The organism is Maribacter sp. 2-571, assembly GCF_050589625.1.
Classification (GTDB): domain Bacteria; phylum Bacteroidota; class Bacteroidia; order Flavobacteriales; family Flavobacteriaceae; genus Pelagihabitans.
The window spans coordinates 104,682-127,385 of the sequence record NZ_JBNGOP010000006.1; the positions used below are offsets into that span (position 1 = coordinate 104,682).

At 46.1% G+C, this 22,704-nt stretch carries 15 protein-coding genes and 1 tRNA gene; 7 read left to right on the plus strand and 9 right to left on the minus strand.

Going from position 1 to position 22,704, the window contains the following annotated elements; all coding sequences use genetic code 11:
* The first annotated feature begins 47 nt into the window (after positions 1-47).
* Positions 48-419, plus strand: a complete 372-nt coding sequence (locus ACRD7P_RS06410) for an SPOR domain-containing protein (RefSeq protein ID WP_430906704.1) — start codon at positions 48-50, stop codon at positions 417-419.
* A 64-nt stretch (positions 420-483) separates the two neighbouring features.
* On the opposite strand, the gene infB is transcribed toward ACRD7P_RS06410, so the two are convergent.
* The 3 genes from infB to rimP are packed head-to-tail and all read right to left on the minus strand — an operon-like array spanning position 484 to position 4,938.
* Complete coding sequence (infB, locus tag ACRD7P_RS06415; RefSeq protein ID WP_430906705.1) at positions 484-3,189, minus strand: translation initiation factor IF-2; 2,706 nt, start codon at positions 3,187-3,189, stop codon at positions 484-486.
* A 41-nt stretch (positions 3,190-3,230) separates the two neighbouring features.
* Entirely contained in the window at positions 3,231-4,463 is a 1,233-nt protein-coding gene (gene nusA, locus ACRD7P_RS06420; RefSeq protein WP_430906706.1) for a transcription termination factor NusA, read from the minus strand.
* Positions 4,464-4,473: 10 nt separating this feature from the next.
* Positions 4,474-4,938, minus strand: coding sequence for a ribosome assembly cofactor RimP (gene rimP, locus ACRD7P_RS06425; RefSeq protein ID WP_430906707.1), 465 nt, complete (start codon positions 4,936-4,938; stop codon positions 4,474-4,476).
* A 657-nt stretch (positions 4,939-5,595) separates the two neighbouring features.
* On the opposite strand from rimP, the gene ACRD7P_RS06430 reads away from it, so the two are divergent.
* Both ACRD7P_RS06430 and ACRD7P_RS06435 read left to right on the plus strand, forming a co-directional pair.
* The gene (locus ACRD7P_RS06430) at positions 5,596-7,008 is read left to right on the plus strand and encodes a cation:proton antiporter (RefSeq protein ID WP_430906708.1); all 1,413 of its coding nucleotides are present in this window, start codon (positions 5,596-5,598) and stop codon (positions 7,006-7,008) included.
* A 39-nt stretch (positions 7,009-7,047) separates the two neighbouring features.
* The gene (locus ACRD7P_RS06435) at positions 7,048-8,112 is read left to right on the plus strand and encodes a hypothetical protein (RefSeq protein ID WP_430906709.1); all 1,065 of its coding nucleotides are present in this window, start codon (positions 7,048-7,050) and stop codon (positions 8,110-8,112) included.
* A gap of 234 nt (positions 8,113-8,346) precedes the next feature.
* On the opposite strand, the gene ACRD7P_RS06440 is transcribed toward ACRD7P_RS06435, so the two are convergent.
* Positions 8,347-8,418: transfer RNA gene (locus ACRD7P_RS06440), tRNA-Gln, on the minus strand.
* A 190-nt stretch (positions 8,419-8,608) separates the two neighbouring features.
* Here ACRD7P_RS06440 and ACRD7P_RS06445 point away from each other — a divergent pair.
* Entirely contained in the window at positions 8,609-11,995 is a 3,387-nt protein-coding gene (locus ACRD7P_RS06445) for a DUF2723 domain-containing protein (protein ID WP_430906710.1), read from the plus strand.
* A 358-nt stretch (positions 11,996-12,353) separates the two neighbouring features.
* On the opposite strand, the gene ACRD7P_RS06450 is transcribed toward ACRD7P_RS06445, so the two are convergent.
* The 3 genes from ACRD7P_RS06450 to ACRD7P_RS06460 form a co-directional block, all read right to left on the minus strand.
* Positions 12,354-12,650 (minus strand): thioredoxin family protein, encoded by a 297-nt coding sequence (locus tag ACRD7P_RS06450; RefSeq protein WP_430906711.1) that lies wholly within the window; start codon positions 12,648-12,650, stop codon positions 12,354-12,356.
* 92 nt (positions 12,651-12,742) lie between these two features.
* Positions 12,743-13,969: a metallophosphoesterase gene (locus ACRD7P_RS06455; RefSeq protein ID WP_430906712.1), complete on the minus strand. Its 1,227-nt coding sequence runs from the start codon at positions 13,967-13,969 to the stop codon at positions 12,743-12,745.
* A 55-nt stretch (positions 13,970-14,024) separates the two neighbouring features.
* Positions 14,025-14,747 (minus strand): copper homeostasis protein CutC, encoded by a 723-nt coding sequence (locus ACRD7P_RS06460; RefSeq protein ID WP_430906713.1) that lies wholly within the window; start codon positions 14,745-14,747, stop codon positions 14,025-14,027.
* 41 nt (positions 14,748-14,788) lie between these two features.
* On the opposite strand from ACRD7P_RS06460, the gene ACRD7P_RS06465 reads away from it, so the two are divergent.
* The 3 genes from ACRD7P_RS06465 (at position 14,789) to ACRD7P_RS06475 (ending at position 19,188) form a co-directional block, all read left to right on the plus strand.
* Entirely contained in the window at positions 14,789-15,784 is a 996-nt protein-coding gene (locus tag ACRD7P_RS06465) for an isoaspartyl peptidase/L-asparaginase family protein (RefSeq protein ID WP_430906714.1), read from the plus strand.
* Between the two features lie 58 nt (positions 15,785-15,842).
* Complete coding sequence (polA, locus tag ACRD7P_RS06470) at positions 15,843-18,680, plus strand: DNA polymerase I (RefSeq protein ID WP_430906715.1); 2,838 nt, start codon at positions 15,843-15,845, stop codon at positions 18,678-18,680.
* Positions 18,681-18,855: 175 nt separating this feature from the next.
* Positions 18,856-19,188 carry a T9SS type A sorting domain-containing protein gene (locus ACRD7P_RS06475; protein WP_430906717.1) on the plus strand — a complete coding sequence of 111 codons (333 nt, stop codon included), beginning with the start codon at positions 18,856-18,858 and terminating at the stop codon, positions 19,186-19,188.
* A 66-nt stretch (positions 19,189-19,254) separates the two neighbouring features.
* Here ACRD7P_RS06475 and ACRD7P_RS06480 read toward each other — a convergent pair whose 3' ends face one another.
* Positions 19,255-19,761 carry a lipocalin family protein gene (locus ACRD7P_RS06480; RefSeq protein ID WP_430906719.1) on the minus strand — a complete coding sequence of 169 codons (507 nt, stop codon included), beginning with the start codon at positions 19,759-19,761 and terminating at the stop codon, positions 19,255-19,257.
* Between the two features lie 131 nt (positions 19,762-19,892).
* On the minus strand, positions 19,893-22,541 hold the full coding sequence (locus ACRD7P_RS06485) for a DUF5916 domain-containing protein (protein ID WP_430906721.1): 2,649 nt from the start codon (positions 22,539-22,541) through the stop codon (positions 19,893-19,895).
* Positions 22,542-22,704 lie beyond the last annotated feature (163 nt).

Below are 22,704 nucleotides of genomic sequence, written 5' to 3' on the forward strand. Positions count from 1 at the left end.
AAAATTTACTTTTGTTACCACTAGTTTTACATCTTCATAGCAATCCCATGAAAAGCCTGATATCCCTTAGCATTGCAGCATTTGCCACCCTCACCTTGTCCGCACAGAAGGGCCAGGTAAACATTCAACAGGACCAAAAGATAGAAGCGTTGCTCAAAGTATACAAATCCTTTAATTCGAACGCGGAGTATTATCGAATACAGGTGGGATTTGGCTCGTACGCCAAGGCAAGCCGGCTTAAAACAAAGGTGGAGACGGACTTCCCCCTTATGCCCTCCAAAATCGATTTTGACTCCCCCACCTACAGGGTGCGGCTGGGACGGTTCAAAACACGTTTGGAAGCGGAACGGAAGTTTAAGGAAGTGCGCCAAAAGTATCCGGACGCCATGTTATTGAAACCAAAAAAATCGACCCGTTAAGGTCGATTTTTTTTATTATATCTGTTCTTCCGTCGGATTTTAAAAGCGACGTTATCCGTAAAACTTACAAGGTCTTCTTCACAGCGACTTCCTGGAAGGCCTCTACGATATCCCCCTCGTGTATGTCGTTGTAATTCTTGATCTGCAGACCACAGTCATATCCTTTCGAAACTTCCTTCACATCGTCCTTAAATCGCTTCAGGGAGGTTAATGTTCCCGTATAGACCACTACGCCATCGCGAATTAAGCGAATGCTGGAGTTCCGGAATATTTTACCACTGGTGACCATACATCCCGCAATGGTACCGATCTTCGATATCTTGAACGTTTCCCTGATTTCGGCATTTCCGGTAATCTCTTCCTTGATCTCTGGGGAGAGCATTCCTTCCATTGCATCTTTCAGGTCGTTGATGGCATCATAGATGATCGAGTACATACGGATATCGATTTCCTCTTTATCGGCAATATCCCTGGCATTGCCCATAGGACGTACGTTAAACCCGATAATAATCGCATCGGAGGCCGAAGCCAACAACACGTCCGATTCGGTAATAGCACCCACTCCTTTGTGGATGATGTTCACTTGTATCTCTTCGGTAGAAAGTTTTTGGAACGAGTCGGTCAATGCCTCCACGGAACCATCCACATCCCCTTTCAAGATAATATTGAGCTCTTTAAAGTCGCCCAGGGCGATACGTCTGCCAATTTCATCAAGCGTAATATGTCGCTGTGTACGCACGGACTGCTCCCGGAACAACTGCGCCCGTTTGGAGGCAATCTGTTTCGCTTCGCGTTCATCGGCCAATACGTTGAATTTATCACCTGCTTGTGGCGCGCCGTCCAAACCTAAAATGGACACCGGAGTGGCCGGACCTGCTTTTTTAATATCTTTTCCACGCTCGTCCTGCATGGCCTTTACCTTTCCACTATGGGTACCCGCAAGTACGTAGTCCCCAATTTCAAGGGTTCCGCCCTGCACCAGAATAGTGGATACATACCCCCTACCTTTATCTAAAAATGCTTCTACAACGGTACCGAGGGCCAATTTGTCCGGATTCGATTTCAACTCCAACAATTCCGCCTCCAAAAGCACCTTCTCGAGCAATTCCTTGATCCCTTCACCAGTTTTTGCAGAAATATCGTGCGACTGTATCTTACCGCCCCAATCCTCTACCAAAAGGTTCATTTGCGCAAGGCCTTCCTTAATTTTATCCGGGTTTGCCGTAGGTCTATCGATCTTATTGATCGCAAATACCATGGGCACCCCTGCCGCTTGGGCATGGCTGATGGCCTCCTTGGTCTGTGGCATGATATCGTCATCGGCAGCGATTACGATGACCGCAATATCGGTCACCTGTGCACCCCTGGCCCGCATTGCGGTAAACGCTTCGTGACCGGGTGTATCCAAAAAGGTAATCTTCTGACCATCATCCAAGGTAACGCCATACGCGCCGATGTGCTGGGTAATTCCCCCGCTCTCTCCGGCAATAACGTTTGCCTCCCTTACATAATCCAAGAAGGAGGTTTTACCATGATCGACGTGTCCCATTACCGTTACAATGGGCGCTCTTGCCTTCAAATCTTCGGGAGCGTCTTCCACTTCCACGATAGACTCATCGATTTCCGCCGTTACGAATTCCACTTCGTATCCAAATTCGTCGGCTACAATGGAAAGGGTCTCCGCGTCCAATCGCTGGTTCATGGTTACCATCATCCCCAAGGACATACATGCCGATATGATTTCGGTTGTGGAAACGTTCATCATCGTCGCTACTTCACTTGCCGTAACGAACTCGGTAACCTTTAATATTTTGTTTTCAAGTTCTTGTTTCTCAAGGTCTTTCTCGGTCTGCTGACGGTGTTGGTCCCGCTTATCGCGCCGGTACTTGGCCCCTTTTCCTTTTTTGGATTTCCCTTGGAGTTTCTCCAAGGTTTCGCGTACTTGTTTTTGTACGTCTTCCTCCGTAGGCTCTACCTTGGGAGCACCAAAACGCTGCCCTCCCTTTCGGTTACCTCCACGGGCCCTATCGTTTCCGGAACTTCCGGTATTGCTAACGATACGTTTTCTTCTCTTTTTCCTGTCCGGACCGGTTTTACCATCCGATTTGGCGTCTTCTTTTTTCTTTTTGGGACGCTCGAACTTTGCCAAATCGATTTTGGCACCCATTATTTTTGGCCCAGAAAGCTTTTGATATTGTGTCGTCAACTTTTCGGGAGCCCCTGTAGTCGCAGGTGTTTCCGTCTCGGCTTCGGCTTCTGTCTTGGCTTCCGCTTCGGCCTCCGGCTTTTTCTCCTCGGTCGGCGCTTCTTTCTGCTCCGTTACCGGAACTTCCGCTTTCGGCGTTTCCTCTTCTGTCACAGGTTCGGTTTCGGCAACCGTTTCCTCTTTTGGCTTTTGGGTATTGTCAAGATCGATCTTACCGACCGTTTTGGGCCCCGCAAGCTCGGCTTTTGCCTTGATGACCTTCTCGGAAGCGGCAGCTCTCTTTTCACGCAGTATGCGCTTGTCCTCTTGCTCTTGCTCCAATCGAATACGTATGGCCTCCTTCTCCTTACGTTTTTCCTCGCCCACCTCTTTCGATGCAACTTTTTTGCTCATGTCGGTCTGGAACTCGTCTTGGAGTACCTGATATACCTCATCGGATATCTTGGTGGTCGGCCTGGCCTCGATCGTATGACCTTTGGAGGCAAGGTAATCCACAGCCCGATCCAACGAAATATTCAGTTCCCTGAGGACCTTGTTAAGCCTTATTTTTGCATTTTCTGCCATAAACTGTAATCCCTAAAATTCTTTTATTGCCGCTAATATAGCTAATCTTCCAATTCTTCCTTAAGTATGCGCACAACTTCAATGATGGTTTCCTCTTCCAAATCGGTACGTTTGACCAATTCATTGACATCTTGCTCTAGAATACTTCTTGCGGTATCCATACCGATTTTCTTGAATTCCTCAATGATCCATGCATCGATTTCATCTGAAAATTCGGTCAGCTCCACATCTTCTTCAACACCTTCACGGAACACATCGATCTCGTAACCGGTAAGTTGACCGGCCAAACGGATATTATGACCGCCACGACCGATGGCCTTGGAAACCTCCTCCGGTTTCAAATATACTTGCGCCGTCATTTTTTCGTCGTTCAGCTTCACCGACGACACGCGCGCCGGGCTCAACGCCCTAGTGACCATCAATTGGGGATTTCCAGTCCAATTGATCACATCGATGTTCTCATTGCCCAACTCCCTTACGATACCATGGATACGGGAACCTTTCATTCCCACACAGGCGCCCACGGGATCGATACGATCGTCATAGGAATCTACCGCAACTTTGGCTTTTTCCCCCGGTATGCGTACCACTTTTTTGACAGTAATCAAGCCATCAAAAACCTCGGGGATTTCCTGAAAAAACAATTGCTCCAAGAATTTGGGCGAGCTACGCGACATAATGATCGCCGGCTTGCTGCCCTTCAACTCTACACTTTCGATAATACCTCTTACGTTATCGCCCTTTCTGAAAAAGTCCGACGGAATCTGGCGATCTTTGGGCAAGATAATTTCATTACCCTCATCGTCCAGCAAAATAATGGCCTTGTGTCTTATATGATGCACTTCAGCCGTATAAATTTCCCCTTCAAGGTCTTTAAACTGCTTGTAAATGGTAGTATTGTCGTGCTCGTGTATTTTCGAAATCAGGTTTTGGCGCAAGGCCAAAATGGCCCGTCTCCCCAAATCGATCAATTTCACTTCTTCAGAAACATCTTCACCAACTTCAAAATCGGGTTCTATTTTCCGGGCCTCCGATAACGAAATTTCCTCATTGGGATCTTCTACCTCCCCATTTTCCACCACGATACGATTACGCCAAATTTCCAAATCTCCTTTGTCGGGATTGATAATGATATCGAAGTTATCGTCGGAACCAAATTTCTTTTTAAGAGCGCTTCTAAAAACGTCCTCCAAAATGGCCATTAAGGTTACCCTATCAATAAACTTGTCGTCTTTAAATTCCGAGAAAGACTCGATCAACGCAATATTTTCCATGGTACTTCTATTAAAATTTCAATATTACTTTTGCTTCTTTAATATCGGAAAAATCAATTTCCTTCTTTTTCTTTACGGTCACTTTTCCCTTACCGATGGGTTTTGGCTCCCTTGCTTTCCACTCCAACACAATGCCGGCATCAGTAACGGCGGTAAGGTTTCCCTCTACACTTTCCCCGGCCGTGGTACGCACCGCAAGTTTACGCCCCACGTTTTTGGCATATTGCCTTGGCAACACCATAGGCGTAGTAGCCCCTGCAGAGGCCACTTCCAAGGAAAAATCTTCTTCCTCGCGATCTAAATTGTGCTCAATGGCCCTACTTACCTTTATACAATCTTGCAGGGTAACACCCTGATCCCCATCCAAAACCACATTGATCTTGTTGTCGAGGCCGATGGTAAAATCGACCAAAAACAATGAGGGATCCTCTTGTAAGGCCGCTTCTAAAAGTTCCGTAACCTTCTTCTTGAACATTGTCATTCGGTATTGGGTATTCGCATTATGGAAACGACTTCAGCCCATTTTTTTGTCGAGAAAAATCGACTCCCATCACAACAGATCGATGGTTCTCCAAGGAAACCTTAAAATAAAAAAGAGGACTTAATGTCCCCTCTTGAATACTTTAGATATCCTTTTCGGTGGTGCAAATATACATATTTTTTGGATTTCAACCGTATTTGCCACTCGGATTTTAACCCCATAGAAAGTACAGTGTCGATATCCCTTATCGGCCGGCATAGGGCGGTAGGCTAACACCTTCTGGATTATTAACGGTACCGCTTCGCTTTCAATTCAGTTTTTAATGTGAGTTCGACCTAAAAAAGGGTCTCCATCATAAAAAGACGGTGGTTGATCAGCCCTCTATCTTTTCATTTGGTATTCCGTTCATTTCTTTTGCCTGTCCAAAAGAAATGAACGGAAGAAAAAAAACACTTTTTCGGAGGGGTTTTTCAGTCTTCGGCCGAAAACCGAGTTGCAAACTCCACAGCCCCCGGCCTGAATTGCGGAGCTTTATAGTGACTATCTTTTGGAAAAATAAAAACTTCCGTTAACGTAAAACATGGATATTTTAAGTCGAACTAACATTATTTAGTGGTAATTTAGTCCTACAACCAATCGCTAACTACTTCTATGGAAATCCTTTCATCTTATAATTTGATCATCGAGGCCTCGGTCATCGTCATTCTATCCTTTTGGTTCAACGGGCTTTCAAAAAAGACCAATATCCCATCGGTACTGATGCTCATCGCATTGGGAATCATTTTACAGTTCGTTCTGGGCTATTTCGTTCCCGAAAAACTGGACCTTTCGGGAGGATTGGAAATTCTCGGTATCGTAGGATTGATCATGATAGTACTCGAAGCCGCCCTGGAACTGGAGCTTAAACGGGAAAAGCTCGTCCCCATCCTCAAGGCGACGGCCATTGCCCTGATCGGTCTGGTAGCATCGGCATGGGTGGCGGCCCTCATCCTAAACCAGTTCGTTCCTGGTATGGACATGCAATCGGCCTTGCTGTACGCAACGCCCTTATCCATATTGTCGTCGGCCATTATTATTCCCAGTGTTAGTTCGCTCGCAGCGCACAAAAAGGAATTTCACATTTACGAAAGTACTTTTTCCGACATTATGGGAATTATGATGTTCTACTTTCTGGTGGGAAGGCTCAACCCCGTAGAAGATGCGGGAGTGGCGGGATTTGCCGGCAACCTGGTATTGACCGTGGTCATAGCCCTGGTTGCGAGCTACGCCATCATCCTTATTTTTCAGCGGATAAAGAGCCAGGCAAAACAATTTTTACTGATTGCCGTATTGCTCTTGCTCTACGCGATAGGAAAGAAAATGCACCTCTCTTCCCTCATCATCATACTGATATTCGGATTGGTAATCGCCAATGTAAAACTATTTTTCCCGGGGAAGACGGCCATTTTTCTGGAAAACGACAAAATCAAGCAAATCTATCACGAACTGCATATCATTACATTGGAAACCGCCTTTATCGTCCGGACCTTTTTCTTCGTCATTTTTGGGATGACCATCGTAATCTCGTCGCTCTTTAGTACGAGTGTGGCCCTGATCAGCTTATTGATCATTGCATCGATCTATCTTATTCGCTGGGTGGTACTCCGCCTTTTTATCGGGAAGGATATCCTACCCCAACTTTTTATAGCGCCAAGGGGATTGATCACCGTGCTATTGTTCTATGCGATACCAAAAGAAGCTCAAGTTGCCGGTTTCGAATCGGGGATCCTATTGTTCGTAATCATCGCCACCAGTTTGGTAATGACCTGGGCAATGATTAAGGATAAACGAAAAATGGGTACGATGCTGGACGAAATCGATGAGGAACTCGTGGCCCGAAACCAGGCTGAGGATGCATTGCGCGAAAACAATGAAGCGGACCGGTCGGAGGAAGATGCCGCAGAAGAAACCAGTCTTGAAAGTAGGGCGGACATAACGGAAAAGGGCGCGGAAACGAAAGAAGGTCCAGAAGAAAACGGGGAAGACGACACTACTTTGGACGAAACCTTTCCCAAACCCTCCTAAACCTGCGGTATCGGCCCCCATAACAACAATACGGACCTCATGGCGCAACCATCAAGATTTGGAAACTGTTTACCATTGCTCTGCTTGCTTTGGCTAGCAACGGCCTGTAATTTCAACCAAAACAGTACGCCGAAACAGGAATCCCCAAAAGCTGCGGTAACCGCTGCAAATGCAGCAATTATAAGCGGTGATGTTCAAAAATTGACAAGACTTCTGCATGTGGACAGGGAAACCACGCCCGAAATGGCGTCTGCCTTGGCAGCACTCCTTGTCAAAATAAAGTCAGGAGCATATACGGCCTTCATGGAAGCCCATGAGCCGCTCTGGAAAAGGCTACAACTAGAGTTCCCCACCAAAAGCAACGGCATTCTGTTCAGCCTCTTCTCCTTACCGTCTTTTGCCGATTTCGCCACCTCGGGAACGTATATGAAAGAGGAGCACGTCATGCGCTTTAGCTATCCGGAGCAGGACAACGGTCTTTCCGTGGCACCTTTTGAACTGGAATTCAAGGAATCCGAGGAAGGGTGGCGTTTTTGGCCCGTGGGCATACCAAAGGACCGATCACTCCTTTACACTGCCCAAATTATCAAGGGACTGCCCGGCATCACCAAAATATTGGACACTACCGAACAAAAAAAGGCGTTGCGACAGTTGTACATCGATACCGTAAAACCTACCTCCTTGGAATATGCAAACAATACGGCGGAAGGACGTTTAGAGGGCAGGGACTGGAGATTGGTCGACGGCGTAGCCTATACAGGAACGTTTGTAGAAGACTATTCGTACTTGATCCAATTGACCGACATGGCGTTCGACACTGAAGACACTTGCGAAATAACCGGTACCGAAGCCGCTTTTTTTCAATTACAAATCAAAAAACCCGGAGCTTTTGATTTGGCCTTTTCGGATTGCATCCTCACCATTCGGCCGAAACAGAAAGCAGGAACGGCGGAGGTAAGCCTCAACACCATCACCGAGGGCAAGGTACTGATCGAAATGGACCGGGAAAAACAAATCATGTACGGAAAAATAGTAGCGGTTTCCGGAGACGACTTACGGATCAATGGCAATTTTGAAGTTCCGCTATGCCCAGGATATAATTGAGCCGCTCCCCTACGGATACTTTTAATCGGTGGTTTTTTTATGCTAAACGGGCCAATACGGCTTGTTTCATCGCCCTCCATGACAACAGCACCTTTTCAAGGCCACTGTGCCGTGCTACCAGGACTCTCTTCGGCTGAGCTCAGGATACCCCGACGCTTCGGGACTCGCCCCATAAGGGATTCAAAACAAAAGTCCCGATGTTTTACCAACATCGGGACTTTCCAAAACTTTTCGTTGGCCCACTAGGACTCGAACCTAGAACGACTGGACCAAAACCAGCTGTGTTGCCAATTACACCATGGGCCACCATGATTATCCTAAACTGCAAGTCAGCCTAAGAGCGTGCAAATTTAAAACAAAGTTTGGTTTGGACAAATATTTTATGATAGATTCCTTGAAAAAGTATAGAATAAAAGCTGTTAAAGCTTTATCAAAAATCATGTCGGGTATCTTATATAATTAGTAAATTCGCCCTATTGGTAAAATAAGATACTTCATGTTTGCAAAAGACTTCGAAAAATGGGACCGTATTCTCGGCTGGTCCGCCTTTCTTTTGGCACTTATCGTTTATATGATTACGGTAGAGCCCACCAATAGTTTTTGGGATGCGGGGGAGTACATCGCCACCTCGGCCAAGTTGCAGGTAGGTCACCCACCAGGGGCACCCCTTTTGCAAATGATAGGCGCCTTTTTTGCCATGTTCGCTTTTGGCGATGAGCAATTGGTCGCACGAATGGTCAATTACGTTTCCGGAGTTTCCAGTGCATTTACCATTTTGTTCATGTTCTGGACGATTACCAACCTTACCCGAAAATTGATCGCAAAATCGGAAGCCATTACCAACAGTAAGGCTATCGCCATATTGGGCAGCGCATTGGTAGGCAGTATGGCCTTTACCTTTTCCGATAGTTTTTGGTTCAATGCCGTAGAGACCGAAGTCTATTCCATGGCAAGTTTTATTATGGCCCTCTTGTTATGGCTGGGCCTTAAATGGACGGACACTTTGGACGACCCACGAGGAAACCGATGGATCATTTTGATCTCCTTTGTCGTCGGTCTTACTTTCGGTATCCAATTTATGGGCTTTTTGGCCATACCTTCCATTGGGCTGTTGTATTATTTCAAACGCTACAAGCACACGACCGTACCCAATTTTCTGATTGCCAATATTGCCGTAATCGGTATTTTGATGCTCGTATATAAGTTCTCGTTGACCTATGTACTAAAACTATTTGGTTGGAGCGAGGTATTTTTCATCAACAACATAGGGCTGCCGTTCAACTCGGGTACCATAATTATGGGCCTAATTTTTATCGGCGCTTTCTATTTTGGATTACGGTACACAAGAAAAAACGAGTTCAGAACGGCAAACACCATTATTCTCTGTTTAATGTTCCTTTTCCTGGGCTTTTCATCATGGCTCATGCTACCGATACGGGCAAACGCACAGGTGGTAATCAATGAGAACAATCCGGAGGATGCCAGAGCCTTGTTGGCCTACTATAATAGGGAGCAATACCCCGGGGTAGACAGTCCGGTATATGGCACCTATTACTCCGATATGTTCGCAGGATCCGGAGAGGACAGGGATGAAAAACCCAAATACGAAAAAGACGAAAAAGCGGGTAAATATGTTATTGTAAATTATTACAAGGATGCCCTTCCCGGACCTAGCGAAAAACATGTGGGTTTATTGCCCCGAATGTGGAGCGGTCAGCATGCAGAGAACTACATGAAATATTTTGGGCGACTTGATTTTAAAATGACCCAGAATAACGAAGAACTCCGAAAAGCCGTAAACCAGGTAAAGAGTGGTTTTGACAATGGAGAGATCGACGCGGAACAGTACATCAGCTTTGTACGGCGCTTCGGAGAATACTTGGAGGTAGAACCTCCTTCCGTTTGGGACAACATCCAATACATGCTCGAGTTTCAATTTGGGTATATGTACTGGCGGTATTTTATGTGGAACTTTACCGGAAAACAGAACGATGTGCAAGGTCGGTATAATGGCGATGGCAACTGGTTGAGCGGCATCGGTTTTATCGATAGCATTCGTTTGGGCAACCAGGACAACCTTCCGGATGAAGTACGGTTGAACAAGGCCAGGAACACCTATTACTTTTTACCCTTTTTACTGGGCTTGATCGGTCTTGTTTTTCAGATCACTAAAAATCCGAAACAGTTTTGGGTGCTTTTTGTGTTCTTTCTGTTTACGGGGCTTGCCATACAGTTTTACACCAATCCCTATATTTTTCAGCCTCGGGAAAGGGATTATTCCCTAGTGGGCTCTTTCTATGTTTTTGCGCTGTGGATCGGATTGGGCGTTTACGGCCTGTTCGATGGGCTCAAACCTTATTTGACCCCAAAACTATTGGCCCCTGCCATAACTGCTATCTGTTTGTTGGCCGTACCGTCGGTAATGGCCTATCAAAACTGGGACGATCATGACCGCTCCAACCGTTACACGGCAAACTCCTCTGCCAAGGCTTATTTGGACTCGTGCCAAAAAGACGCCGGCTCCATTTTATTCACCATTGGAGACAACGACACCTTTCCCCTATGGTATGCCCAGGAAATCGAAGGCCACCGCACCGACGTGCGTATCGTATGTACCAGCCTATTTGAAACGGATTGGTATATCGACCAAATGAAAAGGCAGGCCTATGAGAGCGACCCCATTCCCTCGCAAATAGCACATGACAAATACCGCTGGGGATCTAGGGACGTACTGTACTACCAAAATGTAGACCCCCTCTTCAATAAAGAGCTGTCCAAAAGTCGTTGGATGATCAACGATTTTATCAATTGGGTCGATAGTGATAACCTACAAACCAAATTAAAGTACATTTTTCAAAAACAAAATTCCGATACGGATGCCTATTCGGAAAGCACTCAAAATATTGTTTATTATCCTACGAACCTAATTCGCATACCTGTAAATAAGAAGAATGTACTGGATTATAACATTGTGAAGCAGGAGGATGCCGACCTTATTGTAGATTACATCGACATCGAACTACCGAAAAGTGCCATTACCAAGAAAAGCATGATGATGTTGGACATTATCGCCAACAACGATTGGAAGCGGCCCATCTATTTTTCCGGTGGAAGTTTTGACGATGCCGAGTTCATTTGGATGAAAGATTACCTGCAATTGGATGGCATGACCTATAAGTTGGTCCCTATTAAGACCGAACGCAAAAACGGTTTTGAAATGGGACGTATCGATTCGGAACTCATGTACGATATCGTTACCAAATGGGATTGGGGCAACTCTGGAAGTCCGGATATTTATCACGATCCCCAAACCCGTATCCAGGGACTCTCGTATCGAGGCAACCTTGCCCGTCTTATGGAGCAATTGCTCAGCGAAAACAAAACGGACAAGGCCAAGGAAATCATCGATCTTGCCATGGCCAAAATGCCCGTGGAATATTTTGGCTATTATACTTTTGTAGAGCCCTTTGTAGACGGCTATTATAAAGTAGGGGAAACCGAAAAGGCCAAGGCACTTTTTAATAAGTTAAAAACGGTCTATCAACAACGGCTTGCCTACCACGCCGGCAATAGCCTGGATGCCCAGTATGCCAAAATAGACGAGATCATTGCCGACATGGAGGCCTATCGGAGAAATATCGATATTCTCATCAATAATAACGATCGCGATCTGGCCGAAAAAGAGACCTTGATCTTTAACGAATACATTGATAAGTTCAGCCATTTTTACAAAGACGACCTCATCGAGGAAGAACCACCTTTGCGTGGTCGCAATCCTGATTTAAAGGATACCGTACCCGTTTCGGACAGTGCTACCACGGATGGCGTGGAAACGGATATAAACGAAGTGGAATCTGCTATTTTGGATTCCGCAAGCAATTGAAACGGAATTGAATTACCAAGAAGCTGGTAAACATCATTAAGGCCTAACCCCAAAGTGAAAACGGGGAATTCCGATTAAGGAGCTCTTTTTGTTTATGTGAAGCGCTATGGCTATACGATTGGGACCATAGCTACGGTATGCTATCAACATCCAAATTGCGCTATACCCCTTTTTGTCTTGCTAAAATTATTCTATTTAAAATCGTAATTGGGATAAAAAGATTTTTGGTATTCCCGTATAGATAACCAGCGAGCGCACCTATTCGAAAACAGGATTCTCTTATTTCCAGGTATATTGAAAATGAGATACGTTTTATCGGAATTACGTCAAGGAAGTTTTCAAGGAATTGTGAGAGCCTTTACAGGTACTCGTTCAAAATACCGATCAAGGTGTTGGCATCTTGCTCTCCGCTCTGGCGCCATACCATCTCCCCTTTTTTGTAGATCATAAGGGTAGGCAGGCCTTTTACGCGGAGCGCCTGGGAAAGCTCTTTATTTTTATCGACATCGATCTTAATAATCTTGCCCTTGTCGCCCAAGGCCGCCGCAACATCTCTCAATACGGGGTGCATTGCCGTAGACTGCTCGTTCCATTCTGCATAAAAATCCAAAAGTACCGGTACTTTGGCATCTATAAGCTCACCAAACTTTGACATATGACTAACATTGGGTTACCCCTCAAAAGTAGTAAAAAATGTTAAATTTATAGTTATACCCACTGTTTTACGGGATTACAAGCGAGTTAAAATCATGTTAAGGATTTTTTTCGAAGGGTAATCACGGTTATTTCCGGCCATATTCCAACACGGCCCGGGTATCCCAAAAAACCAAAACCACGGTTTACGTTGATGTAATGTCCCATCTGCTCATAAATACCCGCCCATTGCTTATAACGCCATTTTACGGGGCTCCACTTGAACCATCCCGGTATTTCGATCCCGAACTGCATTCCGTGCGTATGACCGCTAAGGGTCAAATGGTAATGATATGGATGCGGCAGTACTTCTTCCTCCCAGTGCGAAGGGTCATGGCTCATCAATATTTTAAAATCGTCTTTCGAAACATTTGCGGATGCCCTGTTCAGATCTCCCGCCTTTTTAAAGCCGCCTTTACCCCAGTTTTCGACACCTACCAAAGCAATACGGTCGTCACCCCTTTTTAAAAACCGACTTTCGTTCAACAACAGATCAAAACCCATGTCCTGTTGTAAGCGTTTTAGCTCGGACAGGTTTTCTTTTTTGGCCGCTGCGTTTTCCCAATCCACATAATCCCCGTAGTCATGGTTGCCCAACACCGAAAAGACACCGTCCTTGGCCGTTAGCGTAGCAAAAAGATCCTTCCAAGGGTGCATTTCCGATGCTTTGTTGTTCACCATATCCCCGGTAAACAAGATGGCATCGCTCCCTTGTTTGTTCACCAGATCCACTGCGTACTCCACCGCTTTTCTATTGTCAAAACTACCGCTATGAATATCGGAAAGCTGGGTTATCCGGTACCCATCGAATGCTTCGGGAAGGTCGTCGAACCCCATTTCGTAGGTCAATACTTTGTAGTTGTATTTGCCTTTATACATCCCGTACAGCAAGGCGCCAAAAGGAATTGCCGCAACCCCGGTCGCCAATAAACTCAAAAAACGTCGTCTTTGGGGGATGGTAAACGTCCCCTGGTCTCCGGAGAATTTTCGATATGCCCCTTCCACCAAACGAAAGATATCTTCTGACAACAAAAACAGTATGGTTACCAGATTAAAAGCGATTACGGTCAATAAAAAACCGAAAGCATAACTTTTTGCCCTTCCCAAAACCCGAGACTGTTCGTCACCCGTTGTAAATTGATATATAAAATTGGCCAAAACCAAAAATGACAAGGCAATAAAAAGGTAATACGCCCAACTGGCCTTGGTTGCCGTTTTAATGGCCTGCAAGGCATAGAAACCCAAAAACAGGTACAATAAAATAAAGAAGATCCAACGCATGGTCATTTTTTTGCAAAGGTATTTTTTTGCCGATGCCGGCCGGTGCTTTTTTGGATTATTTAACGCTGGCGACCACTTTACGGATAATGTCCCCGTCGGTTCGCAGGAGTTGTCCATCAGAAAGTGTAACATCCGAACGCATGGGCACTTGAGGCACTTCGGCCAAGGTATCTACAATAGCGGTCCCGGAAAGATGTAGGGCCTCAAAACCATTTTGTTTGAACAACACGGCATTCGAAGATCGGATTCCGCATCCCGGCATTACCGTACAACTACCCGATCTGCTCTCCAAAGTTTTCAAGAGTGGCATCCCTTCTTCTGCGGTGCGCGCCTGCCCGGAAGTCAATACGGTATCGACCCCAAGTGCGCCCAAACGATCAAAAGTGCCCAAAGGGTCGGAAACCCAATCAAATGCACGGTGAAAGGTAAACGCCAAGGGACCGGCGACCGACAACAAGGAAATCAATCGCCCTTCATCCAGGGTAAGATCCTTTTGTAATACCCCGGCGACCACCCCATCAAAATGGAGCTCGGCGCAGCGCGCAATATTTTGTTTCATTATTTCGAACTCCTGATGGGAATACGTAAAATCGCCCGCCCGTGGCCGGATCAATACCCGAACGGGAATGGAAACCTGTTTTTTTACCGCCTGCAAAAGCCCATACGAGGGGGTAAGCCCCCCAAGTTCCAAGGCAACACAAAGTTCAAGACGATCGGCGCCCGCCCTTTCGGCGATCAGCGCGGATTCCAATGAATTGGCACATACTTCAACCAACATTTACATATCTTTAAAGCACTAAAAATAAACATCCCCGTGTCATGAAACGAAGAAAGTTCCTTAAAAGATCCGGTGCCCTAACCACCGGTTTGGCAACAGTACCTTTGGCCGCCATGCCGCTTTCATCGCAAAGCCTACCGAACTCCTTGCCCAGTGGTGACGATCCGGTACGCCCCATTGTCATATGCACTTGGGATTTTGGAAATGCCACGGCCAAGGCCTGGGAAGTTTTGGCCAATGACGGGAACGCATTGGATGCCGTGGAACAAGGTGTTATGATCGAAGAGGCCGATGAGAACAACCAGACCGTAGGCATGGGCGGCAGGCCCGACAGGGACGGAAGGGTAAGCCTAGACGCCTGCATAATGGATGCCAAGGGCAACTGCGGTGCCGTATTGGCCATGGAAAATATCGTTCATCCCATTTCGGTGGCTAGAGCCGTAATGGAACGAACGCCACATGTGATGTTGTCCGGAAAGGGAGCGGAACGCTTCGGATATGAACAAGGCTTTAAAAAAACCGATCTGCTGACCGAAAAATCAAAAACAGAGTGGGTGGAATGGCAAAAAACGGCCCAATATAAACCCCTTATCAATATTGAAAATCATGACACTATCGGCATGCTCGCCATAGACGCAAAGGGTGATATTTCCGGAGCATGTACCACCAGTGGAATGGCCTATAAAATGGCCGGCCGTGTGGGGGACTCCCCCATTATCGGGGCAGGACTCTTTGTAGATAACGAAGTAGGTGCTGCCACGGCCACCGGCGTAGGAGAGGAAGTGGTGCGTACGGTAGGTAGTTTTTTGATCGTTGAGCTGATGCGCCAAGGCAAATCGCCCCAAGAAGCCTGCGAAGAAGGGGTGCGCCGTATTTTGAAAAAAAATGACGATAAAGCCGACTTCCAAATAGGCTTTATCGCAATCAACAAAAAAGGGGAGACTGGCAGCTATTGCATCCATCCAGGGTTTTCGTACCGTTCGTACACCAAGGAAGGACATCGAAATACCCCTTCGGATTCCTATATTAAAGTCTAAAAATTTAGCAGTAGTAGATAATCTTTGTAGTTTTGGAACCCTTCAAGAATTTATGAAAATGGCAGACCAAAAACGACTTTTTTTACTAGACGCCTATGCCCTTATTTTTCGCGGGTATTATGCACTGATCAAAAACCCTAGAATCAACTCCAAAGGAATGGACACCTCCGCGATCATGGGTTTTATGAATTCCCTTTTTGACGTCATCAAAAGGGAGCGACCGGACCATTTGGCAGTCTGTTTCGATAAAGGCGGAAGTACCGAACGTACCGAACTTTTTCCGGAATACAAAGCAAATAGAAACGAGACCCCGGATGCCATAAGAATTGCGATACCCTATATTCAAAATATACTGAACGCAATGCACATACCCGTTGTGGTAAAAGAAGGCTGGGAAGCCGACGATATTATCGGCACCTTGGCCAAACAGGCCGAAAAGGAAGACTATAAAGTGTTTATGGTAACCCCCGACAAGGATTTTGGACAGTTGGTTTCCGAAAACATTTTTATGTACCGCCCGGCGCGCATGGGCAATGGAATCGAAATTTGGGGCATCCCGGAAATCCAAAAACGATTTGGCGTAGAAAAACCGGAACAAGTGATCGACTATTTGGGAATGATGGGAGATGCCAGTGACAATATTCCCGGTCTTCCGGGCGTAGGGGACAAAACGGCAAAAAAGTTTCTGGAAGAATTCGGTTCCCTAGAAAATCTTTTGGCCAACACGGATAAGTTGAAGGGCAAAATGAAGGAGAAGGTGGAGGCAAACGGTGAGTTGGGGCTGCTTTCAAAAAAGTTGGCCACCATTAGTTTGGATGTTGATGTCACCTTTGATGCGAAAGACTATGAAATGTGCGAACCCGATAACGAAAAAGTACAGGTCATTTTTGAAGAGCTGGAGTTCCGGCGGCTCAAGGAACAGTTCATTAAGATTTTTTCGGATACCGAAGAAACGCCCACCGTTCCGGCAGGAAAAGCATCCCCTAAGGCAAAAGCATCCGAAGAAGCGGGCAGTGGACAATTTTCATTGTTCGGCGGTGCCGCAACGGAAAGTCCGGGTACGCTCAAAGACCACAACAGCCGTAAGACCATTGCAGATGTACCTCACGTATACCAGAGTATCGCACCAGGTATGGCCATGAAGTTGTTTTTACAAAACCTGATGAAACAGTCCTCCGTATGTTTTGATACCGAAACTACCGGGCTAAACCCGTTGACCGCCGAATTGGTGGGCATCGCCTTTTCTTGGGAAGCGACCAAAGGTTATTATATTCCCTTTCCAGAGGACAAAGCCGGGGCACAGGAACTTATTGAAGCATTACGCCCATTTTTTGAATCGGAAAACATTGAAAAAATCGGTCAGAACTTAAAGTACGATATTAAGGTACTTCACAAATACGGGCTCAAGGTAAAGGGTAAATTTTTCGATACCATGCTCGCGCATTACCTGATCAACCCCGACATGCGCCATAATATGGATGTATTGGCGGAAACCTATTTGAACTACACCCCGGTCTCCATAACACAACTGATCGGAAAAAAAGGCAAGAACCAACTGAGCATGCGCGATGTTCCTTTGGACAAACAAACGGAGTATGCCGTAGAAGATGCCGACATCACCCTTCAGCTTGCCGCACATTTTAGACCGGAACTCAAAGCGGCCAATACCCAGGCCCTGTTCAACGATATCGAGATTCCGCTCTTGCACGTTTTGGCCGATATGGAATTGGAGGGCATCAACCTGGACGAGGCATTTTTAAAATCCCTTTCGGAGGACCTCAACAAGGACATTGCCACGTTGGAACAAAAAATATACGAGGCCGCGGAAACAACGTTCAATATTGGATCGCCCAAGCAACTGGGAGAAATCCTTTTTGATAAAATGAAATTGGTGGACAAACCTAAAAAGACCAAGACCGGTCAATATTCCACTGCGGAGGACGTGCTTTCCTATTTGGCAAAGGACCATGAAATTATTCAAAACGTGTTGGATTACCGCGGGCTCTCCAAGTTAAAGAGCACCTATGTGGACGCCCTACCGCTGCAGGTAGAGGCCAGCACGGGACGGGTACACACCGATTATATGCAAACGGTGGCCGCTACGGGAAGACTAAGCAGTAACAATCCCAACCTTCAGAACATTCCCATACGAACGGAGCGAGGCCGGCAAGTACGTAAGGCCTTTGTTCCAAAAAACGAGGACTACACCCTGCTTGCCGCGGATTACTCACAGATCGAACTCCGGATCATTGCGGCATTGAGCGAGGAGACCACCATGATCGAAGCCTTCAAAAATGGTGAGGACATTCATGCATCTACCGCTGCAAAGGTATTTGACGTTCCCCTATCGGAAGTGACCCGGGAACAACGAAGCAATGCCAAAACGGTCAATTTTGGAATTATTTACGGCGTATCTGCCTTTGGGCTGAGCAATCAGACCGATCTATCCCGATCGGAAGCCAAGGAACTGATCGAAACATATTATGCCACGTATCCGAAACTCAGGAACTATATGGGCGAACAGGTCGATTTTGCCCGGGACAACGGATATGTACAGACCGTATTGGGAAGGCGCAGGTATTTAAAGGCCATTAACGGCAGTAATGCCATAGTGCGGGGCGCCGCGGAGCGTAATGCCGTAAACGCACCCATTCAGGGAAGTGCCGCCGATATTATAAAACTCGCCATGATCAATATCCATCGAAAGCTTAGCGAGGGCAATTTTAAGAGTAAAATGTTATTACAGGTTCATGATGAATTGGTTTTCGATACATATAAACCCGAACTGGAGGCCTTAAAGAACATGGTGAAATCTGAAATGGAAAACGCCTATACCCTTTCCGTGCCACTGGATGTAGAAATCGGCCTGGGAAGTGATTGGCTGGAAGCGCATTGACCCACAGGAATTGCGGTTTCACAACATTTTTTTGAATTTGGAACAGCTACCGACTAGTTTAGCATACTTATTGCAGTCTTGCTTGTTATGAAATGAGCCATAACAATTATTGACACCAACCGAAATGATTATTGGCGAGTTACATCTGACCATTAAAAACAATAAATATAAACAGATGAAAAAAACACTGTTTATCGTTTTTGCCTGCCTGGCTTTCTCCGGTAACGCACTGGGACAAGGGCAGCAGGAACCTACTGGAAGGGAAACCGTTAAGGTAAGGGTATTCCCGAATCCCGCTACCAGCGTAATCACGGTGTTGGGGCTCAAAAATAGCGCAAGCGCCGCCATTTCCATTTCGGACAGTTACGGCAATGTATTGCTGCAATACCAATGGTCGATAACGAACAAGGCCGTCAACATTCCGGTTTCCGATTTAAACCCGGGAATTTATACTATTGCTATCCGCTCAAAAGAACAACAGCTCCAAACCCGGTTTTACAAACAATAGCGCAAACAAAAAATCCCCTTGACGCATCAAAGGGATTTTCGAGTTTCGTGCTATATGTAGGTTTCGTTATTGTCTTTCAAAAATCGCTTTAGCACCTGCAAGGTTATCCTCATCCACAATTTCGGCAGGTACGATCATCTGGGTCGCCGTTAATTCGATAGTGACCGTTTCTTCGGTAAGATCTCCGTTAACAAAGGTCAACTGATCACCTTCCAAAGACCAAACAGAGGTAGATGATATCACTTCTTCAGGGCATTCGATAAGCAAACCGCTTCCATCAGGATTAACGTCCCTACCGGTCTCTGTAAAGTCCCTATAATCGGCCGTAACCGTTTGGTCATCGGCAAAGGTAAACGTCAGAATGTCGCAATTTTGCTGAATCAACACTTCAATGACATCCTCGGCCAATAAAATTTGTTGTTCATCGACACCTGTGGCGTCCAAGGCCACAAAATCCCAGGTACCGACCAAAGAGGCTTCCTGCGGTGTTTCTTCCCCATCATTTCCATCATCATCGGAGCAGGATACCGCTAGTAGCGATAGCATGCCGAACATATAAGCTATGCGTTTCATAATTCGAATATTTTTAGTTATCCTTTAGAACGTAAAAAGCATGGCAATATTTTAAATGTAGGCCCCTTTCACCATTCCTGATCAAAAATCAACTTCTAAGCAGGCCATATCATTTTAACTTTGAAATGGTATTACAATACAAAACGGTAGGTAGCCTTTATCAGAAAAATGTTTTGCGCTTCCTGTCCAAAAATATTGTCTCCCAAACTTTGGAACAATTGTTCTTGCGGATTTCCCGATCGTGAAATGTCCTGTGACCATACCAAGAAAATCTCCGATCCCGGAATGTACTCCCAACGGACGACCAGGTTGGACCGAAACTGCACAAAGGAAAAATCGGGATCGTCGAACGTAAAATCGGTAACGCCATCAAGGTCTTCGTCCACCCGGTATTCCTCTTCTTCCAAACTGATTTGGTCGGTATCGTACAACGTAAAACGATTTTCAAAACTTTTGGCAGTAGCCGAGGTTACGTGTTTGAAATTGGAATAACGCCCTCTGGAAATAAAAGGTTGCCCCCAATATTGAATGGTAAAGTTTGGGTTTATGGTATAATTCAAGCGAAGCGACATGCTTAGGGTCTCTTGATCGATGGTCCCGTTAAGGTAGCGCGTATCCCCGTCTACCGCTATATTGTCGATAAATTGAAGTTGGTCCTTGTTGATACTATAATTCGGCCTCGCCGAAATACTGAGGGCGTTCAGTGGTTGATAGGTGACTCCAAAACCTAGACTATAGGTCCGGTAGGAATTGTCCACACCTTTTCTTCCATTATGGAACACATTGAAACGCACCTTCTTTCGGTTGTCGGTATTGATGCTGTTCCAAAAACCGATTTCCGGTGATAAGCGCAACCTGGGACCGCCACGCAAGGCAAAATTGGAATATTGGATGGGTTCATAGTTCAACCCCAGGTTCGTAAACCAATTTCCTTTCCAATTTTGCCAGCTGTTGGTATTAAAACGGAGGCTATTGTGGTTGCCCCCAAAATCCCAAACACTCCAATGGTTGTAATTGATACCGACCCTTCTGAAGGTACTATCGGGCTTTATGGTCTGGTACCCTATCCAGGTATAGTGGCGTATATCATCGGCCTGGCGTTGAAAACCGATATCGTTCAGTTCCAACTCCGGGGAACGCCAGGTACCACCGGTTTCAAATTTCCAATTTCCGTTTCCGATCTTCCCCAGTTGCACATTGCCCCCCGTTCCGGTTAGGGAAGTAGCATCGGGGTCTACCGATACGTGGTCGGCATCCACCCTTTGGAACAAGTGGGTTATGGTTTCCTGTGTGTTTTGAATGGCGCTCGTATCGCCCTCCACATGGCTCCAGATCATGTTGCCCCCAAAATACCAATCCCGATCGTTCCACTGATGTTTAAAATCGAAACCCCCTGAATATGCCGATCGATGCAAAAAATCCAGCTCTGGGGTAAGGGCGTCCCGGTTTACCGCTGTCAATATACCCCCTACAAAGGTGTTCCCGTCATTAAAATCCTTTTGGAGCCGTCCGACGAAATAGTTGGTCAACGGCTCCACCACTTCCTCGCGGCGATTTCCGTTGTTATCGATGATGGCATACTTTTTTGCCGTAACACTTTCCAACGCCCCAATAGACCAACCATCCTTAGTTTTACCGCTGAATTTTGCAGCACCCAAAATAGTGGTATTCTCGGGTTGATCTACAAACTCACCATCGGCGGTCGACGGAAAACCCTGCGGACTTCTTCCGATCCTACGGGAGTAAAAAACGTTATCAAATCCAAAGGTATTCCCCGCTTCCGATCTGGAAACGCCGTAATCGAAAATGTTTTTGTTCTCCACAAAGAAAGGGCGTTGTTCCCGGAAGAAAATCTGAAAACCGTCCAATGCAATGGCAGATGGATCGGCCTCTACCTGTCCGAAATCGGGATTAATGGTCAAATCCAAGGTAAGATCGTTGGTAATTCCGATTTTGGCATCCAGGCCACCGGTCAGATCGCTGTCCCTACCCTCTCGAAAAGGGTTGCCTTCTTCCGCTTCATAGGTCTCCAACTTGGCTACGGTGTAGGGCTGTATTTCCAACTGGTGTTGCGGTTCTAGATCGACCAGCCCATGAATTTCGCCGAACTCGCTTACCCAACCCGGGGTGTCCAAGGGTTTGCGCTGCCATAACGAGCGTTCCTCTGCCCTAAAGAACCTTCGTGTGGACTGTAACCCCCAAACCTGATTTTTGTCCCTTCTGAATTTCAACTGGCTCAACGGAATTTTCAGTTCGGCGGTCCATCCCTCACCATCAATATTGGTTTTGGTATACCAAATGGGATTCCAGCTACTGTCCCAATCGTTCCCATTGTTGGAAACGAACTCATCGCCCTTTACACCCGCCGCTGTCACCGTAAAAGAGAAAGCCGTCCGATAATCGTGGTAACTGTCAATATTGAATTCTACCCAGTCGCCGGAAAACCCATCGCGACGCGAAAGCCGCTTTTCTATTTTATCCGGTTCGGGGTCGTAGCAGCGCACCCCTATATAGAGAAACTTTTTGTCATAGACCAGTTTAAACTTTGTTTGAACGCTTGGCGCGGTATTTTCATCGGGCTGATTTTCGATGTAATCTCCGGACCAAGCTACAGTGTTCCATGCGGTATCGTCCAACATGCCGTCGATACTGGGTGGTTTTTGGGCAAGTAATGGTTTGGTTTCATAAATTCTTTTCGGGACCGTTGTTGTAGAATCCTGTGCATTACCGAGTATCGGTAGTAATAAAAGTGCACACACCCCAATAAAGATGGTTTTCATACTGTTCGTTTCTTGATTGTGATTTGATTGATGTGGTAAAGACATCCCCTTTCTAAAACTGTTACACTTCCGTCCGACTTTCTTTGGATTTTAACATTTAAGCGCGCATCCTTTATCAAATTCACCCTTCTTTTTCGGACTTAAAGCGGTAGCTTTGTTTTTT

What these genes read in the sequence shown, in the direction of transcription:
- ACRD7P_RS06410 (WP_430906704.1), top strand. Translation starts at nt 48, where the DNA reads ATGAAAAGCCTGATATCCCTTAGCATTGCAGCATTTGCCACCCTCACC.
- ACRD7P_RS06485 (WP_430906721.1), bottom strand. Translation starts at nt 22,541, where the DNA reads ATGAAAACCATCTTTATTGGGGTGTGTGCACTTTTATTACTACCGATA.
- ACRD7P_RS06475 (WP_430906717.1), top strand. Translation starts at nt 18,856, where the DNA reads ATGAAAAAAACACTGTTTATCGTTTTTGCCTGCCTGGCTTTCTCCGGT.
- ACRD7P_RS06480 (WP_430906719.1), bottom strand. Translation starts at nt 19,761, where the DNA reads ATGAAACGCATAGCTTATATGTTCGGCATGCTATCGCTACTAGCGGTA.
- rimP (WP_430906707.1), bottom strand. Translation starts at nt 4,938, where the DNA reads ATGTTCAAGAAGAAGGTTACGGAACTTTTAGAAGCGGCCTTACAAGAG.
- ACRD7P_RS06455 (WP_430906712.1), bottom strand. Translation starts at nt 13,969, where the DNA reads ATGCGTTGGATCTTCTTTATTTTATTGTACCTGTTTTTGGGTTTCTAT.
- ACRD7P_RS06445 (WP_430906710.1), top strand. Translation starts at nt 8,609, where the DNA reads ATGTTTGCAAAAGACTTCGAAAAATGGGACCGTATTCTCGGCTGGTCC.
- infB (WP_430906705.1), bottom strand. Translation starts at nt 3,189, where the DNA reads ATGGCAGAAAATGCAAAAATAAGGCTTAACAAGGTCCTCAGGGAACTG.
- ACRD7P_RS06450 (WP_430906711.1), bottom strand. Translation starts at nt 12,650, where the DNA reads ATGTCAAAGTTTGGTGAGCTTATAGATGCCAAAGTACCGGTACTTTTG.
- polA (WP_430906715.1), top strand. Translation starts at nt 15,843, where the DNA reads ATGGCAGACCAAAAACGACTTTTTTTACTAGACGCCTATGCCCTTATT.
- ACRD7P_RS06460 (WP_430906713.1), bottom strand. Translation starts at nt 14,747, where the DNA reads ATGTTGGTTGAAGTATGTGCCAATTCATTGGAATCCGCGCTGATCGCC.
- ACRD7P_RS06435 (WP_430906709.1), top strand. Translation starts at nt 7,048, where the DNA reads ATGGCGCAACCATCAAGATTTGGAAACTGTTTACCATTGCTCTGCTTG.
- ACRD7P_RS06465 (WP_430906714.1), top strand. Translation starts at nt 14,789, where the DNA reads ATGAAACGAAGAAAGTTCCTTAAAAGATCCGGTGCCCTAACCACCGGT.
- nusA (WP_430906706.1), bottom strand. Translation starts at nt 4,463, where the DNA reads ATGGAAAATATTGCGTTGATCGAGTCTTTCTCGGAATTTAAAGACGAC.
- ACRD7P_RS06430 (WP_430906708.1), top strand. Translation starts at nt 5,596, where the DNA reads ATGGAAATCCTTTCATCTTATAATTTGATCATCGAGGCCTCGGTCATC.